This is a genomic window from Serratia sp. DFXYC6 (assembly GCF_057196085.1).
The window spans coordinates 47,301-66,522 of record NZ_JBXUNV010000004.1 but is presented as its reverse complement, the minus strand read 5'-3'; the positions used below and the strand labels follow the sequence as shown (position 1 = coordinate 66,522).

Sequence of the window (19,222 nt, the reverse complement as noted above, 5' to 3'; positions counted from 1 at the left end):
TATGGCTGGGGTACCTGGATTCGAACCAGGGAATGCCGGTATCAAAAACCGGTGCCTTACCGCTTGGCGATACCCCATCAACATACTGCGCCGACGATGAAGAGAAATGGTGCGGGAGGCGAGACTTGAACTCGCACACCTTGCGGCGCCAGAACCTAAATCTGGTGCGTCTACCAATTTCGCCACTCCCGCAAATGCAAAAAAGAGATGGTGGCTACGACGGGATTCGAACCTGTGACCCCATCATTATGAGTGATGTGCTCTAACCAGCTGAGCTACGTAGCCCTCTTTTTTTGCTTTGCCTTCATCGGCGTTGCGGGGCGCATTATGCGTATATGACCGATTTGCGTCAACAAGTTTTTTCCCGAAAAAGCGCCCGGAAGCGCCGTTTGTCTGGGTTGTGAACATTATGGCGATAAAATCGGCAATTCAGGCAGTTGGCGGGCGGAAAAGGCAACAAAAAGGCGGGCCAAAAGGCCCGCCCCAAGGGAAAACGCCGCGCGTTTATTTATAGGCGGCCTGGTGCACGCCGACGGCGCGGCCGGAAGGATCGTCCATCTTCTTGAACGATTCATCCCATTCGATGGCCTTGGCGGACGAGCAGGCGACGGACGGGCCGCCCGGCACGCATTCGGCGGCGCTCGGCAGCGGGAACAGCTCTTCGAAGATCTCGCGGTACAGGTAGCCTTCTTTCGAGGTCGGCGTGTTGTACGGGAAGCGGAAACGCGCGGTTTCGAGCTGTTGATCGCTGATTTGCTGCGCAGCCACCTCTTTTAGCGTGTCGATCCAGCTGTAGCCGACGCCGTCGGAGAACTGCTCTTTCTGGCGCCAGGCCACGCTGGCCGGCAAATAGGACTCGAAACATTCGCGAACGATGTGTTTTTCCATTTTGCCGTTGCCGCACATTTTATCTTTCGGGTTGATGCGCATCGCCACGTCGAGGAATTTCTTGTCCAGGAACGGCACGCGGGCTTCGACGCCCCAGGCGGACATCGCCTTGTTGGCGCGCGCGCAGTCGAACATGTGCAGCGCCAGCAGCTTGCGTACGGTCTCTTCGTGGAATTCGCGGGCGTCCGGCGCCTTATGGAAGTACAGGTAGCCGCCGAACACTTCGTCCGCGCCTTCGCCGGAAAGCACCATCTTGATACCCATCGCCTTGATTTTACGCGACATCAGGTACATCGGCGTCGAGGCGCGAATGGTAGTGACGTCGTAGGTTTCGATGTGATAAATCACGTCGCGGATGGCGTCCAGGCCTTCCTGTACGGTGAAGTGGATTTCATGGTGCACGGTGCCCAGATGGTTGGCCACCTCTTGCGCGGCGCGCAGATCCGGCGAGCCCTCCAGGCCGACGGCGAAGGAGTGCAGCTGTGGCCACCAGGCCTCGCTGCGTTCCTGATCTTCCACGCGGCGCGCGGCGTACTTCTTGGTGATCGCCGAAATGACCGAGGAATCCAGCCCGCCCGACAGCAGCACGCCGTAAGGTACGTCGGACATCAGGTGGCTTTTCACCGACTCTTCCAGCGCGGTGCGCAGGGCGGCGGCGTCGGTCACGTTGTCCTTGACGCTGTCGTAATCGAACCAGTCGCGGCGATAATATTCACGAATCTCACCGTCCTGGCTCCACAGGTAGCTGCCGGCCGGGAATTCCTTGATGGTGCGGCACACCGGCACCAGCGCTTTCATTTCCGAGGCGACGTACAGGTTGCCGTGCTCGTCGTGGCCCATGTACAGCGGAATGATGCCCAGGTGATCGCGGCCGATCAGGTAGGCGTCTTTTTCGGTGTCATACAGGGCGAAGGCGAACATGCCTTGCAGATCGTCGAGGAAGTCCGGGCCTTTCTCCTGATACAGCGCCAGGATCACTTCACAGTCGGAACCGGTCTGGAACGCGTAGCGGTCGCTCAGCTGTTGGCGCAGCGCCTGATGGTTGTAAATTTCGCCGTTGACCGCCAGAACGTGGGTGTGCGCAGCGTTGTACAGCGGTTGAGCGCCATTGTTGACGTCGACGATCGACAGGCGTTCGTGAGCCAGAATGGCTTTGTCGCTGGCGTAAACGCCGGACCAATCCGGGCCGCGGTGGCGCATCAGACGTGACAGCTCCAGCGCTTTCTTACGCAGTTCAACGGGATCGGACTTCAGATCGAGCACACCGAAAATAGAACACATACAACTCTCCTAACGGGCTTTTATGACTGTGATGTTGTTTTTTACTGTTATGGGCAGCATTGCCGATTTATCAGCGATAACCCGGTTTTGCTGCGCTGTGGTTATGAAAATGCGCCAAAAGCTGCGAGAGATGCAAGCGTTTTAGCCATGCGTTGATAAATAGTTGTTTGCTTAGATGTGGTTTTTAACGGATGTTCAGTTATCGCCGCGAAAAATTATCGATTATGCAATTTTTAGCGTGATGGCGGGATTGCCGGCCAGTTTGGCCGGCAATCGATTAGCGATTAGGCGATGAGCTGCCACAGGGTGAAGGCGGCGTCCGGCGTCCAGCCGGCGTTGGAGGTGTGCGCCTGGATACAGGTATATTTCTTGCCTTTATAGCTCACCACGTCGCCAGCCTTGTAGCTGTGGTTGTTCTGCCACTCGGGCGCCCCCGGATCGGGCGGCGTGCCGTCGTTGGCGGTTTTGACCGCCAGCGCGCTGCTCGGCAGCGAGGTATTGCCCTGGCTGTCGGTCGCGGTAACGAAGTAGCTGTACTGGGTCGCCGGCGTCAGACCGCCGTCGGCCAGCGACAGACCGGCGGTTTGGCCGATCGGGTTGCCGTTGCGGTAGACGGTGTAACTGGCGATCGGTGAGGCGCCGGTGGCGGCGGCCCAGCTCAGTTTCAGCGAGGTGGCGCCCAGCTCGGCGACCGTCAGCGCCGTCGGCGCATTAGGCTTTCCCGGCGGTGGGGTGACGCCGCCCTGAATCAGCGGCGCATAGCGGGTTTTGAACTCCCAATTGTAGGCGACGCCGGCTTTGCTCTTGCCGTTGTCCCAGTTGATTGACCAGGTCATCAGGCCCTTGATCGACAGGTTTTTGGCGTCGAGACGCGAGAAAGCGTTATACACCGCCTGTTTGTCGATCACGTAGCCAGTGGCGGCGGCATCGTTGTTGCTTGGCAGGCCGATGACGAATTTCGCCGCCGGGATCTTCGCATAGCCGCGGGTGCCGGTGACCAGGCTTTCCGTCAGATAGTAGAGGAAGTCCTCTTTCATGGCGTCGTTATTCTGCGTGATCCAGGCGTTGAGTTCATCCACCCAAATACCGTCGCCGCCCTGATTGTAATATTGCGGCGCGATAAAGTCGTAATAGCCTTCTAGGGCATTAATATAATCCAGGTAGGTGCCGTTGGTGCGTAAATACGGGAATTCCGGCGCCATGCTGATAATAAAGTTTTTTCCCTGCTCGGCGTAATGGTCTTTTACTTTTTTCAATGCCGCAGGCAAGACGGTTTTATTATTGGCGGCGCCGATCGCCGCCTGTTCCAGATCGATATCCAGGCCGTCGAAGCCATAGACTTCCACCAGGCGAATAATCTCGTCTTTCAGCTTGTCTTCATCGCCGGTCTTTAGCTCGATATGCGCGTCTGCGCCGCCGAGGGAGATCAGCACCGCGCGGCCCTGGCTGTTCAGCACGCCCACCTGGCGGCGGAACTCGGTGTCGGACAGGTTGTAAGGCTTGAAGGTCGGGATGCCCTGGCCTTTCATAAAGGCGACGGCCACCACGTTGTACTCGGTGGGAATGTCGGTCAGGTTCATCGTGGCGAACTGCCCTTGCTGGTAGCCGTCACTGGCGCCGGCGGCCCAGTTGTGCCAGAAACCCATCAGGATCTTTTTATTGGCGATAGACGGCATAATGGCCGCGTCATCGGCGGCGACGGCATTAATAATGTTATTGGTGCTCATGGTAGCCTCATTAATTAGGGGTAAGAGTTTTCCGCTCGCCGGCAATATCAGCTATTGGCGGGGCGTAAATTTATAATGAGGATTTTTAGCGCAGGCAGGCTGAAACCTTTTGTGGCCATGAACGAATTAAATTCAAACTGACGCTGAGGGAGAAGGAAATAATGGCGGCCGGGCGGCCGCCATGGCCGCATCAGAAGATGGTGATATCGGCGACGGAAGGGTAGACGTAGCTCGGACGGAACGGCATGGTTTCGATGTCGCTCAGCGTGGAGACGCCGGACAGCACCAGCACGGTTTCCAGGCCGGCCTGGAAGCCCGCCAGAATGTCGGTGCGCAGGTTGTCGCCGACGATCACCGTCTCTTCCGAGTGCGCCTGCATTTTGTTCAGTGCGGCGCGAATGATCCACGGGCTGGGCTTGCCGACATAAAACGGCTTGCGGCCGGTGATCTTCTCGATGGGCGCGCACAGGGCGCCGCAGGCCGGCGAGAAGCCGTGGCCGTGGCTATCCGGATTAGTCGCGATAAAGCGCGCGCCGTTACTGACGAAGTAGGCGGCTTTGTGCATCATGTCCCAGTTGTAAGAGCGAGTTTCACCGACGATCACAAAATCCGGGTTGATGTCGGTGATGGTGAAACCGGCTTTGTACAGCTCATGGATCAGCGCGCCTTCGCCGACCACATAGGCTTTTTTGCCTTCCTGACGGCGCAGGAAGTCGGCGGTGGCCATCGCCGAGGTATAGAACGCGCTCTCCGGCACTTCCAGCCCGGCGGCGGCGAAGCGGTTCGCCAAATCCTGTGCGGTCTGTGACGGGTAGTTGGTCAGCACCACCAGCGGCATGCCTTGTTCCTGGATGCGCGCCAGGAACAGGTCGGCGCCGGGCACCGGCGTATTGTCATGCAGCAGCACGCCGTCGATATCGCATATAACGTTTTTGATTTTCATTTGTCGCTGTTTCTCATGATTACGGCAGGCAAGAAGTGACGATAACACACCTGCCAGAAGCGGCGGATCAGCTTTCCAGCAATCGCTGCAAGAGCACGCCGTTGAGCATCGCGCGTTTGGCCAGGGCGAAAGCGCCGATCGCCGAGCGATGATTGAGTTCGGAGGTCACCACCGGCAGATTTTTGCGGAAGTCCTTCAGCACCTGAGTATTGATGCAGCTCTGGATCGCCGGCAGCAGCACCTTGTCCGCTTCGGTGATCTCACCGGCGATCACCACCTTCTGCGGATTGAACAGGTTGATGGCGATGGCCACCGCCTTGCCCAGATAGCGGCCGACGTGTTCGATCACTTCGCTGGCCAGCAGATCGCCGCGGTTGGCGGCCTTGCAGATGGCGTTGATGCCGCAGTCTTCCAGCGTCAGTTTGCTCGGGTAGCCCTGGCTCAGCAGCTGGCGCACGCGCTGTTCGATCGCCGCGTTGGCGGCCACCGTCTCCAGGCAGCCGAAGTTGCCGCAGTGGCAGCGTTCGCCGAGCGGATCGATCTGGATATGGCCGATCTCGCCGACGTTGCCGTTGTTGCCGAGAAAAATCTGCCCGTTGACGATGATGCCGGCGCCGGTACCACGGTGCAGGCGCACCAGAATCGAGTCTTCACAGTCGCGGGTGGCACCGAAGTAGTGCTCCGCCAGCGCCAGGCTGCGGATGTCGTGGCCGACGAAGCTGGTGACGTTGAAGCGCTGCTGCAGGTTGTCTACCAGCGCCCAGTTGCTGACGCTGATGTGCGGCATATAGCGCACCACGCCCAGCGCCGGATCCACCAGGCCAGGCAGGATCACCGCGATGGCGATCAGTTCGCGCAGGCGGCGCTGGTTCGCTTCAATGAATTGGGCGATGGCGGCAAACAGCGCATTCTCCAGCGTTTCCTGGGTGCGTTCCGGCAGCGGATAGTGTTCTTCGCTGAGCGATTTACCGCTCATGTCATACAGGGTGATGGTGGCGTCGTGGCGGCCGAGACGCACCGCGACGGTATGGAAATGACGGGTTTCCGACACGATGGAGATCGCGCGGCGGCCGCCGGTGGAGGCTTGCTGATCGACTTCTTTGATCAGCCCGCGCTCCAGCAGCTGGCGAGTAATCTTAGTGACGCTGGCGGGGGCGAGCTGGCTGAGTTCGGCGATTTGAATGCGCGAGATCGGGCCCTGTTGGTCGATCAGGCGATAAACTGCCGCGCCGTTAAGTTGTTTGACTAAGTCAACGTTCCCTATTTGTGCTTGTCCGCCAGTGCTCATCAATAATGTTACTCGCTGTTCATTGAATTAAACCTCGTTACCGTTAACGAGCGTTTTGGTGATCTTGAAATCACGGGTGAAGGCGGTCAGGTTAGCCACCTTGCCGGCTTCGATGGTGCCCAGACGGCGATCGGCGCCGATGGCGCGCGCCGGGTACAGCGTCGCCATGCGCAGCGCTTCGTCCAGCGCGATGCCGATATGCTCGACGCTGTTTTGCACCGCTTCGATCATGGTCAGCGCGGAACCGCTCAGGGTGCCGTTCTCATCCACGCACAGCCCGTCCCGATAGTATATTGTTTTACCGGCGAAAATAAATTGGTCAATATCTGCACCCGCCGGTGCGGTCGCGTCGGTGACCAAGACCAATTTATCACCTTTCAGGCGTTTGGCGTTACGGATACTCGCCCAGGCCACGTGATGGCCGTCGGCGATGATGCCGGTATAGACCTCCGGCGTATCGAAGATAGCCCCCATCAGCCCCGGTTCGCGGCCGGTGATATACGGCATGGCGTTGTACAGGTGGGTGGCGAAGCTGATACCGGCGGCGAAGCCGGTGCGCGCCTGATCGTAGGTGGCGTTCGAGTGGCCGGCGGAGACCACGATGCCGGCCTCGGTCAGCTGCTTGATAAAGTGCGGCTCAACCATTTCCGGCGCCAGCGTCACCTTGGTGATCACGTCGGCATTGGCGCACAGGTAATCGATCATGTCCTGGGTCGGCTTGCGAATGAACGCCGGGTTGTGGGTGCCTTTTTTCACCGGGCTGAGGTACGGCCCTTCCAGGTGCAGGCCCAACGCCTGATTTTGGTGCTTTTTCAGATAAGAGCGCATCACGTCGACGCTGTGCTTCATGAATTCGTCGCTGCTGGTGATCAGCGTCGGCAGATAGCTGGTGCAGCCGGATTTCTCATTGGCGCGCTGCATGATCTCCAGCGTTTCTTCCGAGATCGCTTCCAGCGAATCGTTGAACTGGACGCCGCCGCAGCCGTTCAGCTGCACGTCGATAAGCCCGGGGGCCAGGATGGCGCCACCCAGGTCGCGCGTTTCGATGCCGGCGGGCAATTCAGCCACCGGGCAGACTTTCTCGATCAGCCCATCAGCGATAATGACTGCATGGTCATCAAGTACGTCGTGGCCGGTATAGATTCGGCCGTGGGTTAAAGCGAACATCGTAGCCCCCTGCAAAGATTAAAGACTTTTCACGCTTTCCGCTTCTAACTCGCGGAAGTATTTGACGGTTTTGACTTTCAGTTCCATGGTGGCCGGTTCGTCGCACACCACCACCGCTTTGGCGTGCAGCTGCAGGCAGCTGATGGTCCACATGTGGTTGATGTTGCCTTCCACTGCGGCTTCCAGCGCCTGCGCCTTGGCGTGGCCGGTGACCAGGATCATCACTTCTTCCGCGTCCAGCAGCGTGCCCACGCCGACGGTCAGCGCATATTTCGGCACCAGGCTGACGTCGCCGCCGAAGAAGCGCGAGTTGGCGATGCGGGTGTCTTCGGTCAGCGTTTTGATGCGGGTGCGCGAAGCCAGGGACGAAGCCGGCTCGTTGAACGCGATATGGCCGTCGATGCCCACGCCGCCCATGAACAGGTTAATTTTGCCGTAAGACTTGATCTTCTCTTCGTACTGGCGGCACTCGGCGTCGACATCCGCGGCGTTGCCGTTCAGCAGGTTGATATTTTCACGAGGAATATCAACGTGATCAAAGAAGTTGCGGTACATGAAGGTGTGGTAGCTTTCCGGGTGTTCCTGCGGCAGGCCAACGTACTCGTCCATGTTGAAAGTCACAACATGCTTAAAGCTTACTTCACCTGCTTTGTGCATCGCAATCAGATGTTTGTAGGCTTCCAGCGGCGTGCCGCCGGTAGGCAGGCCGAGTACAAACGGGCGCTCTGCGGTTGGCTTGAATGCGTTGATGCGTTGAACGATATGACGCGCGGCCCATTTGCCGACTTGTGCGGTATCTTTCAGTGGGATAAGTCTCATCTAACACCTCTTGGGATAAGTAAACTAAAGCTATACTGTACGGGCCTGCGGGAGTCCTAAGCGTAACCCAGCTTTATGATTCTCGCGTGAATCGTCCGTCCGGTTGATTTTTTGAATGATAAAATAAGTTTTGTGTGATGGCCAGCAATCTGGGAGGTAAAGACTACTTTTCGGTGATATTTATCACAAAAAGGGAGGTTTTAATTTGCGATACAAAATAAATTTTTTACACTCGGCATGAGTGATACGTGCCATGCGTTTTTTCTAAAAAGGTAGTGAGAGCTCCAAATAAACTACTAATAGGGTCCGTCCGCGGACAACATAGGGGGAAAAGGTGAACATTCTTAGTTATTTGCAAAAGGTGGGACGGGCGCTGATGGTGCCGGTCGCCACGCTGCCCGCCGCCGCCATCTTGATGGGCGTCGGGTACTGGATTGACCCTGTTGGTTGGGGCGGCGACAACGCGCTCGCCGCTTTCTTCATTAAATCCGGCTCCGCTATCATCGACAACATGTCGGTGCTGTTCGCTATCGGCGTGGCCTACGGTATGTCCAAAGATAAGGACGGCGCCGCCGCGTTGACCGGCTTCGTTGGTTTCCTGGTGCTGACCACCCTCTGTTCGCCGGCCGCCGTGTCGATGATTCAGAAGATCCCGCTGGATCAGGTGCCTGCCGCGTTCGGCAAGATCCAGAACCAGTTCGTCGGTATTCTGGTGGGCATCATTTCCGCCGAAGTGTACAACCGCTTCAGCGGCGTCGAGCTGCCTAAGGCGCTGTCGTTCTTCAGCGGCCGCCGCCTGGTGCCGATCCTCATCTCCTTCCTGATGATCCTGGTGGCTTTCATTCTGATGTACATCTGGCCGGTGATCTTCAACGGTCTGGTGAACTTCGGTGAACACATCCAGAAAATGGGCTCGGTCGGCGCGGGCATCTATGCCTTCTTCAACCGCCTGCTGATTCCGGTTGGCCTGCACCACGCGCTGAACTCGGTGTTCTGGTTCGACGTGGCCGGCATCAACGATATTCCTAACTTCCTCGGCGGCCAGCAGTCGATCGAAGCCGGTAAAGCGGTTGTCGGCATCACCGGCCGTTATCAGGCGGGCTTCTTCCCGATTATGATGTTCGGTCTGCCGGGTGCGGCGCTGGCCATTTATCACTGCGCGCGTCCTGAGAACAAAGCCAAAGTGGCGGGCATCATGCTGGCGGCCGCTTTCGCCGCCTTCTTTACCGGTATCACCGAACCGCTGGAATTCTCCTTCATGTTCGTGGCGCCGGTGCTGTACGTGATCCACGCCGTGCTGACCGGTATCTCGGTGTTCATCGCCGCCAGCATGCACTGGATCGCCGGTTTCGGCTTCAGCGCCGGCCTGGTGGATATGGTGCTGTCTTCCCGCAACCCGCTGGCGACTCACTGGTACATGCTGATCCCGCAAGGCCTGGCGTTCTTCGTCATCTACTACGTGGTGTTCCGCTTCACTATCAACAAGTTCAACCTGATGACCCCGGGCCGCGAGCTGGCGGTTGCCGGTGACGAAACCGACGGCTACGACGTCAACGTCGACAGCAACGCCGGTAAAGACGAGAACGAAACCACCACGCTGGCCCGTCGCTACGTCGGCGCGATCGGCGGCTCCGACAACTTGACCGGCATCGATGCCTGCATCACCCGCCTGCGTCTGAATGTGAAAGACTCCGCGCTGGTGAACGACGCGTTGGCGAAACGCCTCGGCGCATCGGGCGTTATTCGCCTGAACAAGCAGAGCGTGCAAGTGATCGTCGGCACCCGTGCCGAACTTATCGCCAGCGCGATGCGCAACGTGATCGCGGCCGGCCCGGTAGCGGCAGCGGCGGCTCCGGCGGCGGCCCCTGCTGCAGAAGCCAAACCGCAGGCGGTGCCGAAGGCACCGAAAGCCGCGTTTGAAACGCTGGTGGCGCCGGTAACCGGTGAAGTGGTGGCGCTCGATCAGGTGCCGGACGAAGCCTTCGCCAGCAAGGCGGTAGGCGACGGCCTGGCGATTCGCCCGACCGACAACATCGTGGTGGCGCCGGCTGACGGCACCGTGGTGAAAATCTTCAATACCAACCACGCCTTCTGCCTGGAAACCGACAAGGGCGCTGAGATCGTGGTGCACATGGGGATCGACACCGTCGCGCTGGAAGGCCAGGGCTTCAAACGCCTGGTGGAGGAAGGCGCGGAAGTGAAAGCCGGTCAACCGATTCTGGAACTGGATCTGGATTACCTGAACGCCAATGCGCGTTCGATGATAAGCCCGGTGGTAGTCAGCAATTCTGACGACTATGCCGGCCTGGCGGCGCTGGCCAGTGGCTCGGTGGTCGCCGGTCAGACCAAGCTGTACGAGATCCAGAAATAAGGCTGTTTTTACCTGAGTAGTACCCGGGGCCGGTCACGCATCATGGCGGAGTTTGCCCCGACTTGGCGGGAAGAGAGCGATCTCTTCCCGCTTTTTTTATCCCATTTCGCTCCACGGCGGTGCGCTGCGCGCCGATGGTGCAATATGCCGCATTTTTCGTGAAACAAACGGTTGTTTCCAGACGTGGCTTGTTGGATCATAGGCGGTTATGTGTAGCGCTTTGCATTGAGGAACAGTGAAATGAGTGAGGCTGAAGCCCGCCCAACCAATTTTATCCGTCAGATCGTCGATGAAGATCTGGCGTCGGGGAAACACACGTCGGTACATACCCGTTTCCCGCCGGAGCCTAACGGCTATCTGCATATCGGCCACGCCAAGTCCATCTGCCTGAACTTCGGCATCGCCAAGGACTATCAGGGCCAGTGCAACCTGCGTTTCGATGACACCAACCCGGTGAAAGAAGACATCGAGTTCGTGGAGTCAATCAAGCACGACGTGGAGTGGCTGGGCTTTGAGTGGAGCGGCAACGTTCATTACTCCTCAGACTATTTCGATCAGCTGCACCAGTATGCGGTTGAGCTGATTACCAAGGGGCTGGCCTACGTCGATGAGCTGTCGCCGGAGCAGATCCGTGAATATCGCGGCACCCTGACCTCGCCGGGCAAAGACAGCCCGTACCGCGACCGCAGCGTGGAAGAGAACCTGGCGCTGTTCGAGAAGATGCGCAACGGCGAGTTCGCCGAAGGCGCCGCCTGCCTGCGCGCCAAGATCGATATGGCTTCGCCGTTTATCGTGATGCGCGATCCGGTGCTGTACCGCATCAAGTTTGCCGAACACCACCAGACCGGCAACAAATGGTGCATCTACCCGATGTACGATTTCACCCACTGCATTTCCGATGCGCTGGAAGGGATCACCCATTCGCTGTGCACCCTGGAGTTCCAGGATAACCGCCGTCTGTATGACTGGGTGCTGGATAACATCACCATTCCTTGCCACCCGCGGCAGTACGAATTTTCGCGTCTGAACCTCGAATACGCCATCATGTCGAAGCGCAAGCTGCACCAACTGGTGGCCGAGAAGATCGTCGAAGGTTGGGATGACCCGCGCATGCCGACCGTCTCCGGTCTGCGCCGCCGCGGTTATACCGCCGCCTCGATTCGCGAGTTCTGCCTGCGCATCGGCGTGACCAAGCAAGACAACAACGTCGAGATGGTGGCGCTGGAGTCCTGCATTCGCGACGATCTGAACGAGAACGCCCCGCGCGCCATGGCGGTGCTGGATCCGGTGAAAATCGTCATCGAGAACATGGGCGATGCGGTGGAAATGGTCACCATGCCTAACCACCCGAACAAGCCGGAAATGGGCAGCCGCGATGTGCCGTTCAGCCGCGAGATCTATATCGATCGCGCCGACTTCCGCGAAGAAGCCAACAAGCAGTACAAGCGTCTGGTGCTGGGCAAGGAAGTGCGTCTGCGCAATGCGTACGTGATCAAGGCCGAGCGCGTCGAGAAGGACGAAGCGGGCGAGATCACCACCATCTTCTGCAGCTACGATGCGGAAACGCTGAGCAAAGATCCTGCCGACGGCCGCAAGGTGAAGGGCGTGATCCACTGGGTGTCCGCGGCGCACGCGCTGCCGGCGGAAATTCGCCTGTACGATCGCCTGTTCAGCGTGCCTAACCCGGGCGCGGCGGAGGATTTCCTCTCCACCATCAACCCGGAATCGCTGGTCATCAAGCACGGTTTCGTTGAGCCGAGTCTGGCGGCCGCCCAGCCGGAGAAGGCCTACCAGTTCGAGCGTGAAGGCTACTTCTGTGCCGACAACCGTTACTCGTCGGCCGACCATCTGGTGTTTAACCGCACCGTTGGCCTGCGTGATACCTGGGCGAAAATCGAAGGCTAATCTTATTCGCCTTGGAAATTAATGAATCAGCGCGGCTTAGGCCGCGCTTTTTTTATGTCTGCCATTGAGCAAATCATCTATTCCTGCAGCGTTATTCCGGGCTGTGCTTAATTAACCTCGGTGCGTTAATCAATAAGTTTTCTGATATTGGACTTAATAGCCTTAATTTTTACTTATATATTCGTGATGCGAATTAATTTCATTTGGAGAGCGCTCTCAATTTTTATTGTCTGAATGACGGATTTGGTCAGGCTGAAACCATTAATCGTCTCTGGTTGACCTTGTATCTCAATTTATTCTGATTTAATTGAATTTTTTATTCGACACCTTCCATGAACACTGGCGTAACAAAATCTCACTGATATGTGCTCCTTGTCATATTTTGACAAATCTCCCGCATTTTTCATTTGATAATTCGCGTCGCGAAAAATAGTCTGTCTGTAGCAATTAGTGCTGTGGGAATAACATCTCGTCGGCAATTTTTTTTACCCGTTCGGGTTTTTTATTGGCAGTCGTGCAGGGCAGTGGTGAACACAGGCGGCTGCAACTTTTAAGTTAAGTCAAAGAGGAATTTCAATATGGGTACGCACGGTGCTCAGCGTAAAACGCTGGCGCTCGCAGTCGCGGGCGCGCTGTTGGGAACAGGGTTTGCCATGGCGCCTGAGGCGAAAGCCGCAGGGTTTATCGATGACTCCACGCTGACCGGCGGCATCTATTACTGGCAACGTGAGCGCGACCGTAAAGATCTCAATCCGGACAGCAAGGATTACAACCAATACACCACCAACCTGTCGCACTCTACCGCCAACCTGAGCCTGGATTTCGCCTCGGGCTACGCCTGGGACATGTTTGGCTTGGATGTCGGTGCCTTTACCGCCATCGAGCTGGCGGAATCCAGCGCCAGCGGCCACCCTAACGAGATCGCGTTCTCCTCAAAAAACCGTACCTACGACGAAGACTATTCCGGTGACAAAGGCGGCGTCAGCCTGTACAAAGCCGCCGCCAAGTTCAAATACGGCCCGGTCTGGGCGCGCGCCGGCTATATTCAGCCGAGCGGCCAAACCCTGCTGGCGCCGCACTGGAGCTTTATGCCGGGCACCTATCAGGGCGCCGAGGCCGGCGCCAAGTTCGACTACGGCGATGCCGGCGCGTTGAGCTTCTCCTACATGTGGGCCGACAAATACAAGGCGCCGTGGCATATCGAGGTGGACGACTTCCGCCAGAACGATAAGAAAACCCGCGTCTCCTACCTGCACTCGCTGGGCGCCAAGTACGATTTCAAAAACGATCTGGTGCTGGAAGCCGCCTTCGGCCAGGCCCAGGGTTACGTGAATCAGTACTTCACCAAGGCGTCTTACAAATTCGATGTGCTGGGCAACCCGCTGACCACCAGTTACCAGTTCTACGGTGCGGAAGATCGCATCAGCGACAAGAACGATCCGAACAGCATCTACGACGGGCTGGCCTGGCTGCAGGCGCTGACCTTCGGTTACACCACCGGCCAGTTCAACTGGCGTCTGGAAGGCACCATGGTCAAGGCGGAAGGCAACCAGGGCTTCTTCCTGCAGCGCATGACCCCGACCTACGCCTCGTCCAACGGCCGCCTGGACGTGTGGTGGGATAACCGCTCCGACTTTAACGCCAACGGCGAGAAAGCGGTGTACGCCGGCGTGATGTATGACCTCAGCAACTGGAACCTGCCGGGCATGGCGGTCGGCGGCTCCTACGTTTACGCCTGGGACGCCAAGCCGAGCACCAACCCGATCTACGATCAGAGCCAGCGCCTGAAAGAGAGCGCCTGGAGCCTGGACGCGATGTACACCATCCAGGAAGGGCGCGCCAAGGGCACGCTGATCAAGCTGCACTACACCCAGTATGACAACCACACCAACATCCCGAGCTGGGGCGGCGGTTACGGCAACATCTTCCAGGACGAGAAAGACGTCAAGTTCATGGTCATCGCGCCATTCACCATCTTCTGATGCGTTCCCCGGCCTCGTCGCCGGGGGCAGTTAAGGGAATTCAACGATGAAAAAAATCATGCTGATGTTGGCGGCCGCCGCGGCCTTGAGCGCCTGCGCGCAACCCGCCGCGCCGCCGGAAGACGCCAAATTGAAGCAGGCTTACAGCGCCTGCATCAACACCGCCGAAGGTTCGCCGGAGCGTCTGCAGCCCTGCAAGGCGGTGTTGAACGTGCTGAAACAAGAGAAACAGCACCAGCAGTTCGCCGCGCAGGAAACGGTGCGGGTGATGGATTATCAGAACTGCATTATGGCGGTGCACAGCGGTAACGGTCAGGCTTACGACGCCAAGTGCGGCAAGCTGTGGCAAGAAATTCGCGATAACAATAATTAAGAAGGACGAGAAGATGAACGCATTCAAACTGAGCGCACTGGCCGCTTTGACGGCAACGATGGGATTCCTGGGCGGCATGGGTAATGCCATGGCCGATCAACAGCTGGTGGATCAGCTGAGCCAGCTGAAGCTGAACGTGAAAATGCTGGATAACCGCGCCGGCGAAAACGGCGTGGATTGCGCGGCGCTGGGCGCCGACTGGGCCTCATGCAACCGGGTGTTGTTCACCCTCAGCAACGACGGGCAGGCGATCGACGGCAAGGACTGGGTCATCTATTTCCACAGCCCGCGCCAGACCTTGCGGGTGGATAACGATCAGTTCAAGATCGCGCATCTGACCGGCGATCTGTACAAGCTGGAGCCGACCGCCAAATTCAGCGGTTTCCCTGCCGGCAAGGCGGTGGAAATCCCGGTGGTCGCCGAATACTGGCAGCTGTTCAGAAACGACTTCCTGCCGCGCTGGTATGCCACCTCCGGCGACGCCAAGCCGAAAATGCTGGCGAATACCGACACCGAAAACCTGGACCAGTTCGTGGCGCCGTTCACCGGCGATCAGTGGAAGCGCACCAAGGACGACAAAAACATTCTGATGACGCCGGCTTCGCGCTTTGTCAGCAATGCCGATCTGCAGACGCTGCCCGCCGGCGCGCTGCGCGGCCAGATCGTGCCGACACCGATGCAGGTGAAAGTGCACGCACAGGACGCCGACCTGCGCAAAGGGGTATCGCCGGATCTGAGCACGCTGGTCAAGCCGGCGGCGGACGTCGTCAACCAGCGCTTCGCGCTGCTGGGCGTGCCGGTTCAGGCCAACGGTTACCCGATCAAGACCGACATCCAGCCGGGCAAGTTTAAAGGCGCGATGGCGGTGCCGGGCGCTTATGAGCTGAAAATCGGTAAGAAAGAGGCGCGGGTGATCGGCTTCGATCAGGCCGGGGTGTTCTACGGGTTGCAGTCGATCCTGTCGTTAGTGCCGAGCGACGGCAGCGGCAAGATCGCCACGCTCGACGCCAGCGATGCGCCGCGCTTCCAGTATCGCGGCATTTTCCTTGACGTGGCGCGCAACTTCCATAAGAAGGACGCGGTGCTGCGCCTGCTGGATCAGATGGCGGCTTACAAGCTCAATAAATTCCACTTCCACCTGAGCGATGACGAAGGCTGGCGCATCGAGATCCCCGGTTTGCCGGAGCTGACGGAAGTCGGCGGCCAGCGCTGCCACGATCTGAGCGAAACCACCTGCCTGCTGCCGCAGTACGGCCAGGGGCCGGACGTCTACGGCGGCTTCTTCAGCCGTCAGGACTATATCGACATCATCAAATACGCCCAGGCGCGCCAGATTGAGGTGATCCCGGAGATCGACATGCCGGCGCACGCCCGCGCGGCGGTGGTCTCTATGGAAGCGCGCTACAAGAAACTGCATGCCGCCGGCAAAGAGCAGGAGGCCAACGAGTTCCGCCTGGTGGATCCGACCGATACCTCCAATACCACCTCGGTGCAGTTCTTTAACCGCCAGAGCTACCTGAACCCGTGCCTGGATTCCTCCCAGCGCTTTGTCGACAAGGTGATTGGCGAGATTGCCCAGATGCATAAAGAAGCCGGGCAGCCGATCAAAACCTGGCACTTCGGCGGCGATGAGGCGAAAAACATCCGCCTGGGCGCCGGCTATACCGACAAGGCGAAACCGGAGCCGGGTAAAGGCATCATCGACCAGAGCAACGAAGACAAGCCGTGGGCCAAGTCGCAGGTTTGCCAGACGATGATCAAAGAAGGCAAGGTGGCCGACATGGAACACCTGCCGAGCTACTTCGGCCAGGAGGTCAGCAAGCTGGTGAAGGCGCACGGCATCGACAGAATGCAGGCCTGGCAAGACGGCTTGAAAGACGCCGAGAACGCAAAGGCGTTCGCCACCTCGCGCGTGGGCGTCAACTTCTGGGATACGTTGTACTGGGGCGGTTTCGATAGCGTCAACGACTGGGCCAACAAAGGATATGAAGTGGTGGTCTCCAACCCGGACTACGTCTACATGGACTTCCCTTACGAGGTGAACCCGGACGAGCGTGGTTACTACTGGGGCACCCGCTTCAGCGACGAGCGCAAGGTGTTCAGCTTCGCGCCGGACAACATGCCGCAGAACGCGGAAACCTCGGTCGACCGCGACGGCAACCACTTTAACGCCAAAAGCGACAAGCCGTGGCCGGGCGCCTACGGTCTGTCCGCTCAGCTGTGGAGCGAAACCCAGCGCACCGATCCGCAGATGGAATACATGATCTTCCCGCGCGCGCTGTCGGTGGCGGAACGCGCCTGGCACCGAGCCGGTTGGGAGCAGGACTATCGCGCCGGCCGTGAATACAAAGGCGGGGAAACCCACTTTGTCGACACCAAGGCGCTGGAGAAAGACTGGTTGCGCTTCGCCAATATCCTGGGCCAACGAGAACTGGCCAAGCTGGACAAAGGCGGCGTCGCTTACCGTCTGCCGGTGCCGGGCGCGCGCGTGGCGGGCGGCAAGCTGGAAGCGAATATCGCGCTGCCGGGATTGGGCATCGAGTACTCCACCGACGGCGGTAAGCAGTGGCAGCGCTATGATGCCAAGGCCAAACCGGCGGTCTCCGGCGAAGTACAGGTGCGCTCGGTCAGCCCGGACGGTAAACGTTACAGCCGCGCCGAGAAGGTCTAAGCCCGGCACATCGGCCTGTCGTCATGGCGGCGGGCCGCTTAACGAAGGGGGAATGCGTTCGCCCCCGCGCGTGCCGGCGTGGGGCGGATGTTGAAGTGAGAGCAGTACGTGGAGTCGCAGTGCCGCTGCAATTGTAGTATTTCATGACATGATCTTTCCCCGGCTTGCCCGGGGATTTTTTTGCCCGTTGTACGGCGGGCATAAAAAAACCGCCTCAATGTGAGGCGGTTTCTCATAGCCGGTGAGGCTTATTTCTTGTCGTGCAGCGTTTCGTCTTCGCGGCAGTCACCGGTTTCACAGTGGCCGTACAGGTACAGACTGTGGTTGGTAAGCTTGATGCCGTGCTGCTTGGCGATATCACGCTGGCGCACTTCGATGGATTCGTCGCTGAATTCGATCACTTTGCCGCAGTCCAGGCAAATCAGGTGATCGTGGTGATGCTGTTGGGTCAGCTCGAACACGGACTTGCCGCCTTCGAAGTTGTGACGTGTCACAATGCCCGCATCGTCAAACTGGTTCAGTACGCGATAAACCGTTGCCAGGCCGATCTCTTCGCCCATATCAATCAGTTTTTTGTACAAATCTTCCGCACTGACGTGATGGCATTCCGGATTTTGCAGTACTTCCAGGATTTTGAGTCGCGGAAGCGTGACTTTTAAGCCGGCCTTCTTCAATGCGATGTTGTTGTCGGTCATGCGAATTCAGTCCTGTTACTATGCTAATCAAGTTGAGGCGTACTCGCCTGTGGCATCGGTCGGCACAAAGAGTTAATGCGTCTCATTATAGAACCGGTTGTACTAAATGGAAACCGCCGGTTGTTAACAAAGATATAATTGCACTATTGCATGTTTTGCATGCAACGCCTTGATGGATGGGATAAACCGATATCTCAGTCTACCGTGACGGGGTGGGAAGTTACAAATCTGTAGCTTCTATCGCAGCAATCCCTGTTGCCGATGACGGCCCTGTCGGCACACTATGCACTTTACAGGGCCTTTGTTCAACCTTTCGCCAGTCCCGGCGTTTAGCCGACGATATCGGCCAGGCTCAGCTCTTCGACAATCTGTTTGACCCAGGCGTCGACGCGCTCATTGGTCAGCTCCGGCTGACGGTCTTCGTCGATCGCCAGACCGATGAAGTGGTTGTCGTCCGCCAGGCCTTTGGAAGCTTCGAAGTGGTAGCCTTTGGTCGGCCAGTGGCCCACGATGGCCGCGCCGCGCGGTTCGATGATGTCGCGGATGGTGCCCATCGCGTCACAGAAGTATTCCGCGTAGTCTTCCTGGTCGCCGCAGCCGAACAGCGCCACCAGTTTGCCGTTGAAATCGACTTCTTCCAGCGTCGGGAAGAAATCGTCCCAGTCACACTGCGCTTCACCGTAGTACCAGGTCGGGATACCCAGCAGCAGGATATCGAACCCTTCCAGGTCTTCTTTGCTGCTTTTGGCGATGTCGTGCACTTCAGAGACGTCGTCGCCAAACTGTTTCTGGAGAATTTTCTGGATCATTTTGGCAATGTTTTCGGTATTGCCAGTGTCGCTGCCAAAGAAAATGCCTACAGTAGCCATATCGCGTATAACCTTTAAATTCAATTAATTGCATTACTCGGCGCCGGCACTGCCGCCGATTAAAATGATGCCATGGCAAGAGCCTTTCGCCACGGTGGCGGGCGCCGACAGGCGCAGTCTCTTACCGGTAAATGCGTATCATGCCAGAAAGTGGCGCCGGGGTTTTATCGCATTTATGCGATGCCGAAGGATGAAGAAAAGCGTGGTCGATCCGGCGTTGTCCTTAACGCCGCGCCGCGCGTG

13 protein-coding genes and 3 tRNA genes are annotated in these 19,222 nt (G+C 58.1%); 5 read left to right on the top strand and 11 right to left on the bottom strand.

The features are described 5' to 3' along the window. Positions 1-2: 2 nt before the first annotated feature. From AC2CGQ_RS19285 to nagB, 9 genes are all read right to left on the bottom strand, one after another. Positions 3-77: transfer RNA gene (locus AC2CGQ_RS19285), tRNA-Gln, on the bottom strand. Between the two features lie 30 nt (positions 78-107). Beyond that, positions 108-192, bottom strand: a tRNA-Leu gene (locus AC2CGQ_RS19280). A gap of 16 nt (positions 193-208) precedes the next feature. Then, positions 209-285: transfer RNA gene (locus tag AC2CGQ_RS19275), tRNA-Met, on the bottom strand. Positions 286-504: 219 nt separating this feature from the next. Then, positions 505-2,169, bottom strand: a complete 1,665-nt coding sequence (gene asnB, locus AC2CGQ_RS19270; RefSeq protein WP_004939961.1) for an asparagine synthase B — start codon at positions 2,167-2,169, stop codon at positions 505-507. Positions 2,170-2,453: 284 nt separating this feature from the next. Continuing rightward, on the bottom strand, positions 2,454-3,896 hold the full coding sequence (gene chiC, locus AC2CGQ_RS19265; protein WP_484593826.1) for a chitinase ChiC: 1,443 nt from the start codon (positions 3,894-3,896) through the stop codon (positions 2,454-2,456). A 190-nt stretch (positions 3,897-4,086) separates the two neighbouring features. Continuing rightward, positions 4,087-4,839 (bottom strand): HAD-IIA family hydrolase, encoded by a 753-nt coding sequence (locus tag AC2CGQ_RS19260; RefSeq protein ID WP_004939957.1) that lies wholly within the window; start codon positions 4,837-4,839, stop codon positions 4,087-4,089. Between the two features lie 67 nt (positions 4,840-4,906). Beyond that, positions 4,907-6,127, bottom strand: a complete 1,221-nt coding sequence (nagC, locus tag AC2CGQ_RS19255) for a DNA-binding transcriptional regulator NagC (protein WP_004939956.1) — start codon at positions 6,125-6,127, stop codon at positions 4,907-4,909. A gap of 27 nt (positions 6,128-6,154) precedes the next feature. Further along, positions 6,155-7,294: an N-acetylglucosamine-6-phosphate deacetylase gene (gene nagA / locus AC2CGQ_RS19250; RefSeq protein WP_380692901.1), complete on the bottom strand. Its 1,140-nt coding sequence runs from the start codon at positions 7,292-7,294 to the stop codon at positions 6,155-6,157. Between the two features lie 18 nt (positions 7,295-7,312). Further along, the gene (gene nagB / locus AC2CGQ_RS19245) at positions 7,313-8,113 is read right to left on the bottom strand and encodes a glucosamine-6-phosphate deaminase (protein ID WP_004939952.1); all 801 of its coding nucleotides are present in this window, start codon (positions 8,111-8,113) and stop codon (positions 7,313-7,315) included. A gap of 334 nt (positions 8,114-8,447) precedes the next feature. Between nagB and nagE the strand changes: the two genes are divergently transcribed. From nagE to AC2CGQ_RS19220, 5 genes are all read left to right on the top strand, one after another. After that, on the top strand, positions 8,448-10,484 hold the full coding sequence (gene nagE, locus AC2CGQ_RS19240) for an N-acetylglucosamine-specific PTS transporter subunit IIBC (protein WP_172574542.1): 2,037 nt from the start codon (positions 8,448-8,450) through the stop codon (positions 10,482-10,484). A gap of 240 nt (positions 10,485-10,724) precedes the next feature. Next, on the top strand, positions 10,725-12,389 hold the full coding sequence (gene glnS, locus AC2CGQ_RS19235; protein WP_049240204.1) for a glutamine--tRNA ligase: 1,665 nt from the start codon (positions 10,725-10,727) through the stop codon (positions 12,387-12,389). A 578-nt stretch (positions 12,390-12,967) separates the two neighbouring features. Then, positions 12,968-14,371: a chitoporin ChiP gene (gene chiP, locus AC2CGQ_RS19230; RefSeq protein WP_004939945.1), complete on the top strand. Its 1,404-nt coding sequence runs from the start codon at positions 12,968-12,970 to the stop codon at positions 14,369-14,371. 46 nt (positions 14,372-14,417) lie between these two features. Next, a complete protein-coding gene (chiQ, locus tag AC2CGQ_RS19225; RefSeq protein WP_004939944.1) occupies positions 14,418-14,744 on the top strand; it encodes a ChiQ/YbfN family lipoprotein in 327 nt (108 codons plus the stop codon). Between the two features lie 13 nt (positions 14,745-14,757). Next, complete coding sequence (locus tag AC2CGQ_RS19220; RefSeq protein WP_076740484.1) at positions 14,758-17,415, top strand: beta-N-acetylhexosaminidase; 2,658 nt, start codon at positions 14,758-14,760, stop codon at positions 17,413-17,415. Positions 17,416-17,663: 248 nt separating this feature from the next. Here the strand turns inward: AC2CGQ_RS19220 and fur are convergent, their stop codons facing one another. Next, on the bottom strand, positions 17,664-18,110 hold the full coding sequence (gene fur, locus AC2CGQ_RS19215) for a ferric iron uptake transcriptional regulator (protein WP_019454058.1): 447 nt from the start codon (positions 18,108-18,110) through the stop codon (positions 17,664-17,666). A 329-nt stretch (positions 18,111-18,439) separates the two neighbouring features. Then, positions 18,440-18,979: a flavodoxin FldA gene (gene fldA, locus AC2CGQ_RS19210; protein ID WP_004939938.1), complete on the bottom strand. Its 540-nt coding sequence runs from the start codon at positions 18,977-18,979 to the stop codon at positions 18,440-18,442. Positions 18,980-19,222: the final 243 nt, after the last annotated feature.

Excerpts from the sequence above, each read along its gene's own strand:
- asnB (WP_004939961.1), bottom strand. The coding sequence starts at position 2,169 with ATGTGTTCTATTTTCGGTGTGCTCGATCTGAAGTCCGATCCCGTTGAA.
- chiC (WP_484593826.1), bottom strand. The coding sequence starts at position 3,896 with ATGAGCACCAATAACATTATTAATGCCGTCGCCGCCGATGACGCGGCC.
- AC2CGQ_RS19260 (WP_004939957.1), bottom strand. The coding sequence starts at position 4,839 with ATGAAAATCAAAAACGTTATATGCGATATCGACGGCGTGCTGCTGCAT.
- nagC (WP_004939956.1), bottom strand. The coding sequence starts at position 6,127 with ATGAGCACTGGCGGACAAGCACAAATAGGGAACGTTGACTTAGTCAAA.
- nagA (WP_380692901.1), bottom strand. The coding sequence starts at position 7,294 with ATGTTCGCTTTAACCCACGGCCGAATCTATACCGGCCACGACGTACTT.
- nagB (WP_004939952.1), bottom strand. The coding sequence starts at position 8,113 with ATGAGACTTATCCCACTGAAAGATACCGCACAAGTCGGCAAATGGGCC.
- glnS (WP_049240204.1), top strand. The coding sequence starts at position 10,725 with ATGAGTGAGGCTGAAGCCCGCCCAACCAATTTTATCCGTCAGATCGTC.
- chiP (WP_004939945.1), top strand. The coding sequence starts at position 12,968 with ATGGGTACGCACGGTGCTCAGCGTAAAACGCTGGCGCTCGCAGTCGCG.
- chiQ (WP_004939944.1), top strand. The coding sequence starts at position 14,418 with ATGAAAAAAATCATGCTGATGTTGGCGGCCGCCGCGGCCTTGAGCGCC.
- AC2CGQ_RS19220 (WP_076740484.1), top strand. The coding sequence starts at position 14,758 with ATGAACGCATTCAAACTGAGCGCACTGGCCGCTTTGACGGCAACGATG.
- fur (WP_019454058.1), bottom strand. The coding sequence starts at position 18,110 with ATGACCGACAACAACATCGCATTGAAGAAGGCCGGCTTAAAAGTCACG.
- fldA (WP_004939938.1), bottom strand. The coding sequence starts at position 18,979 with ATGGCTACTGTAGGCATTTTCTTTGGCAGCGACACTGGCAATACCGAA.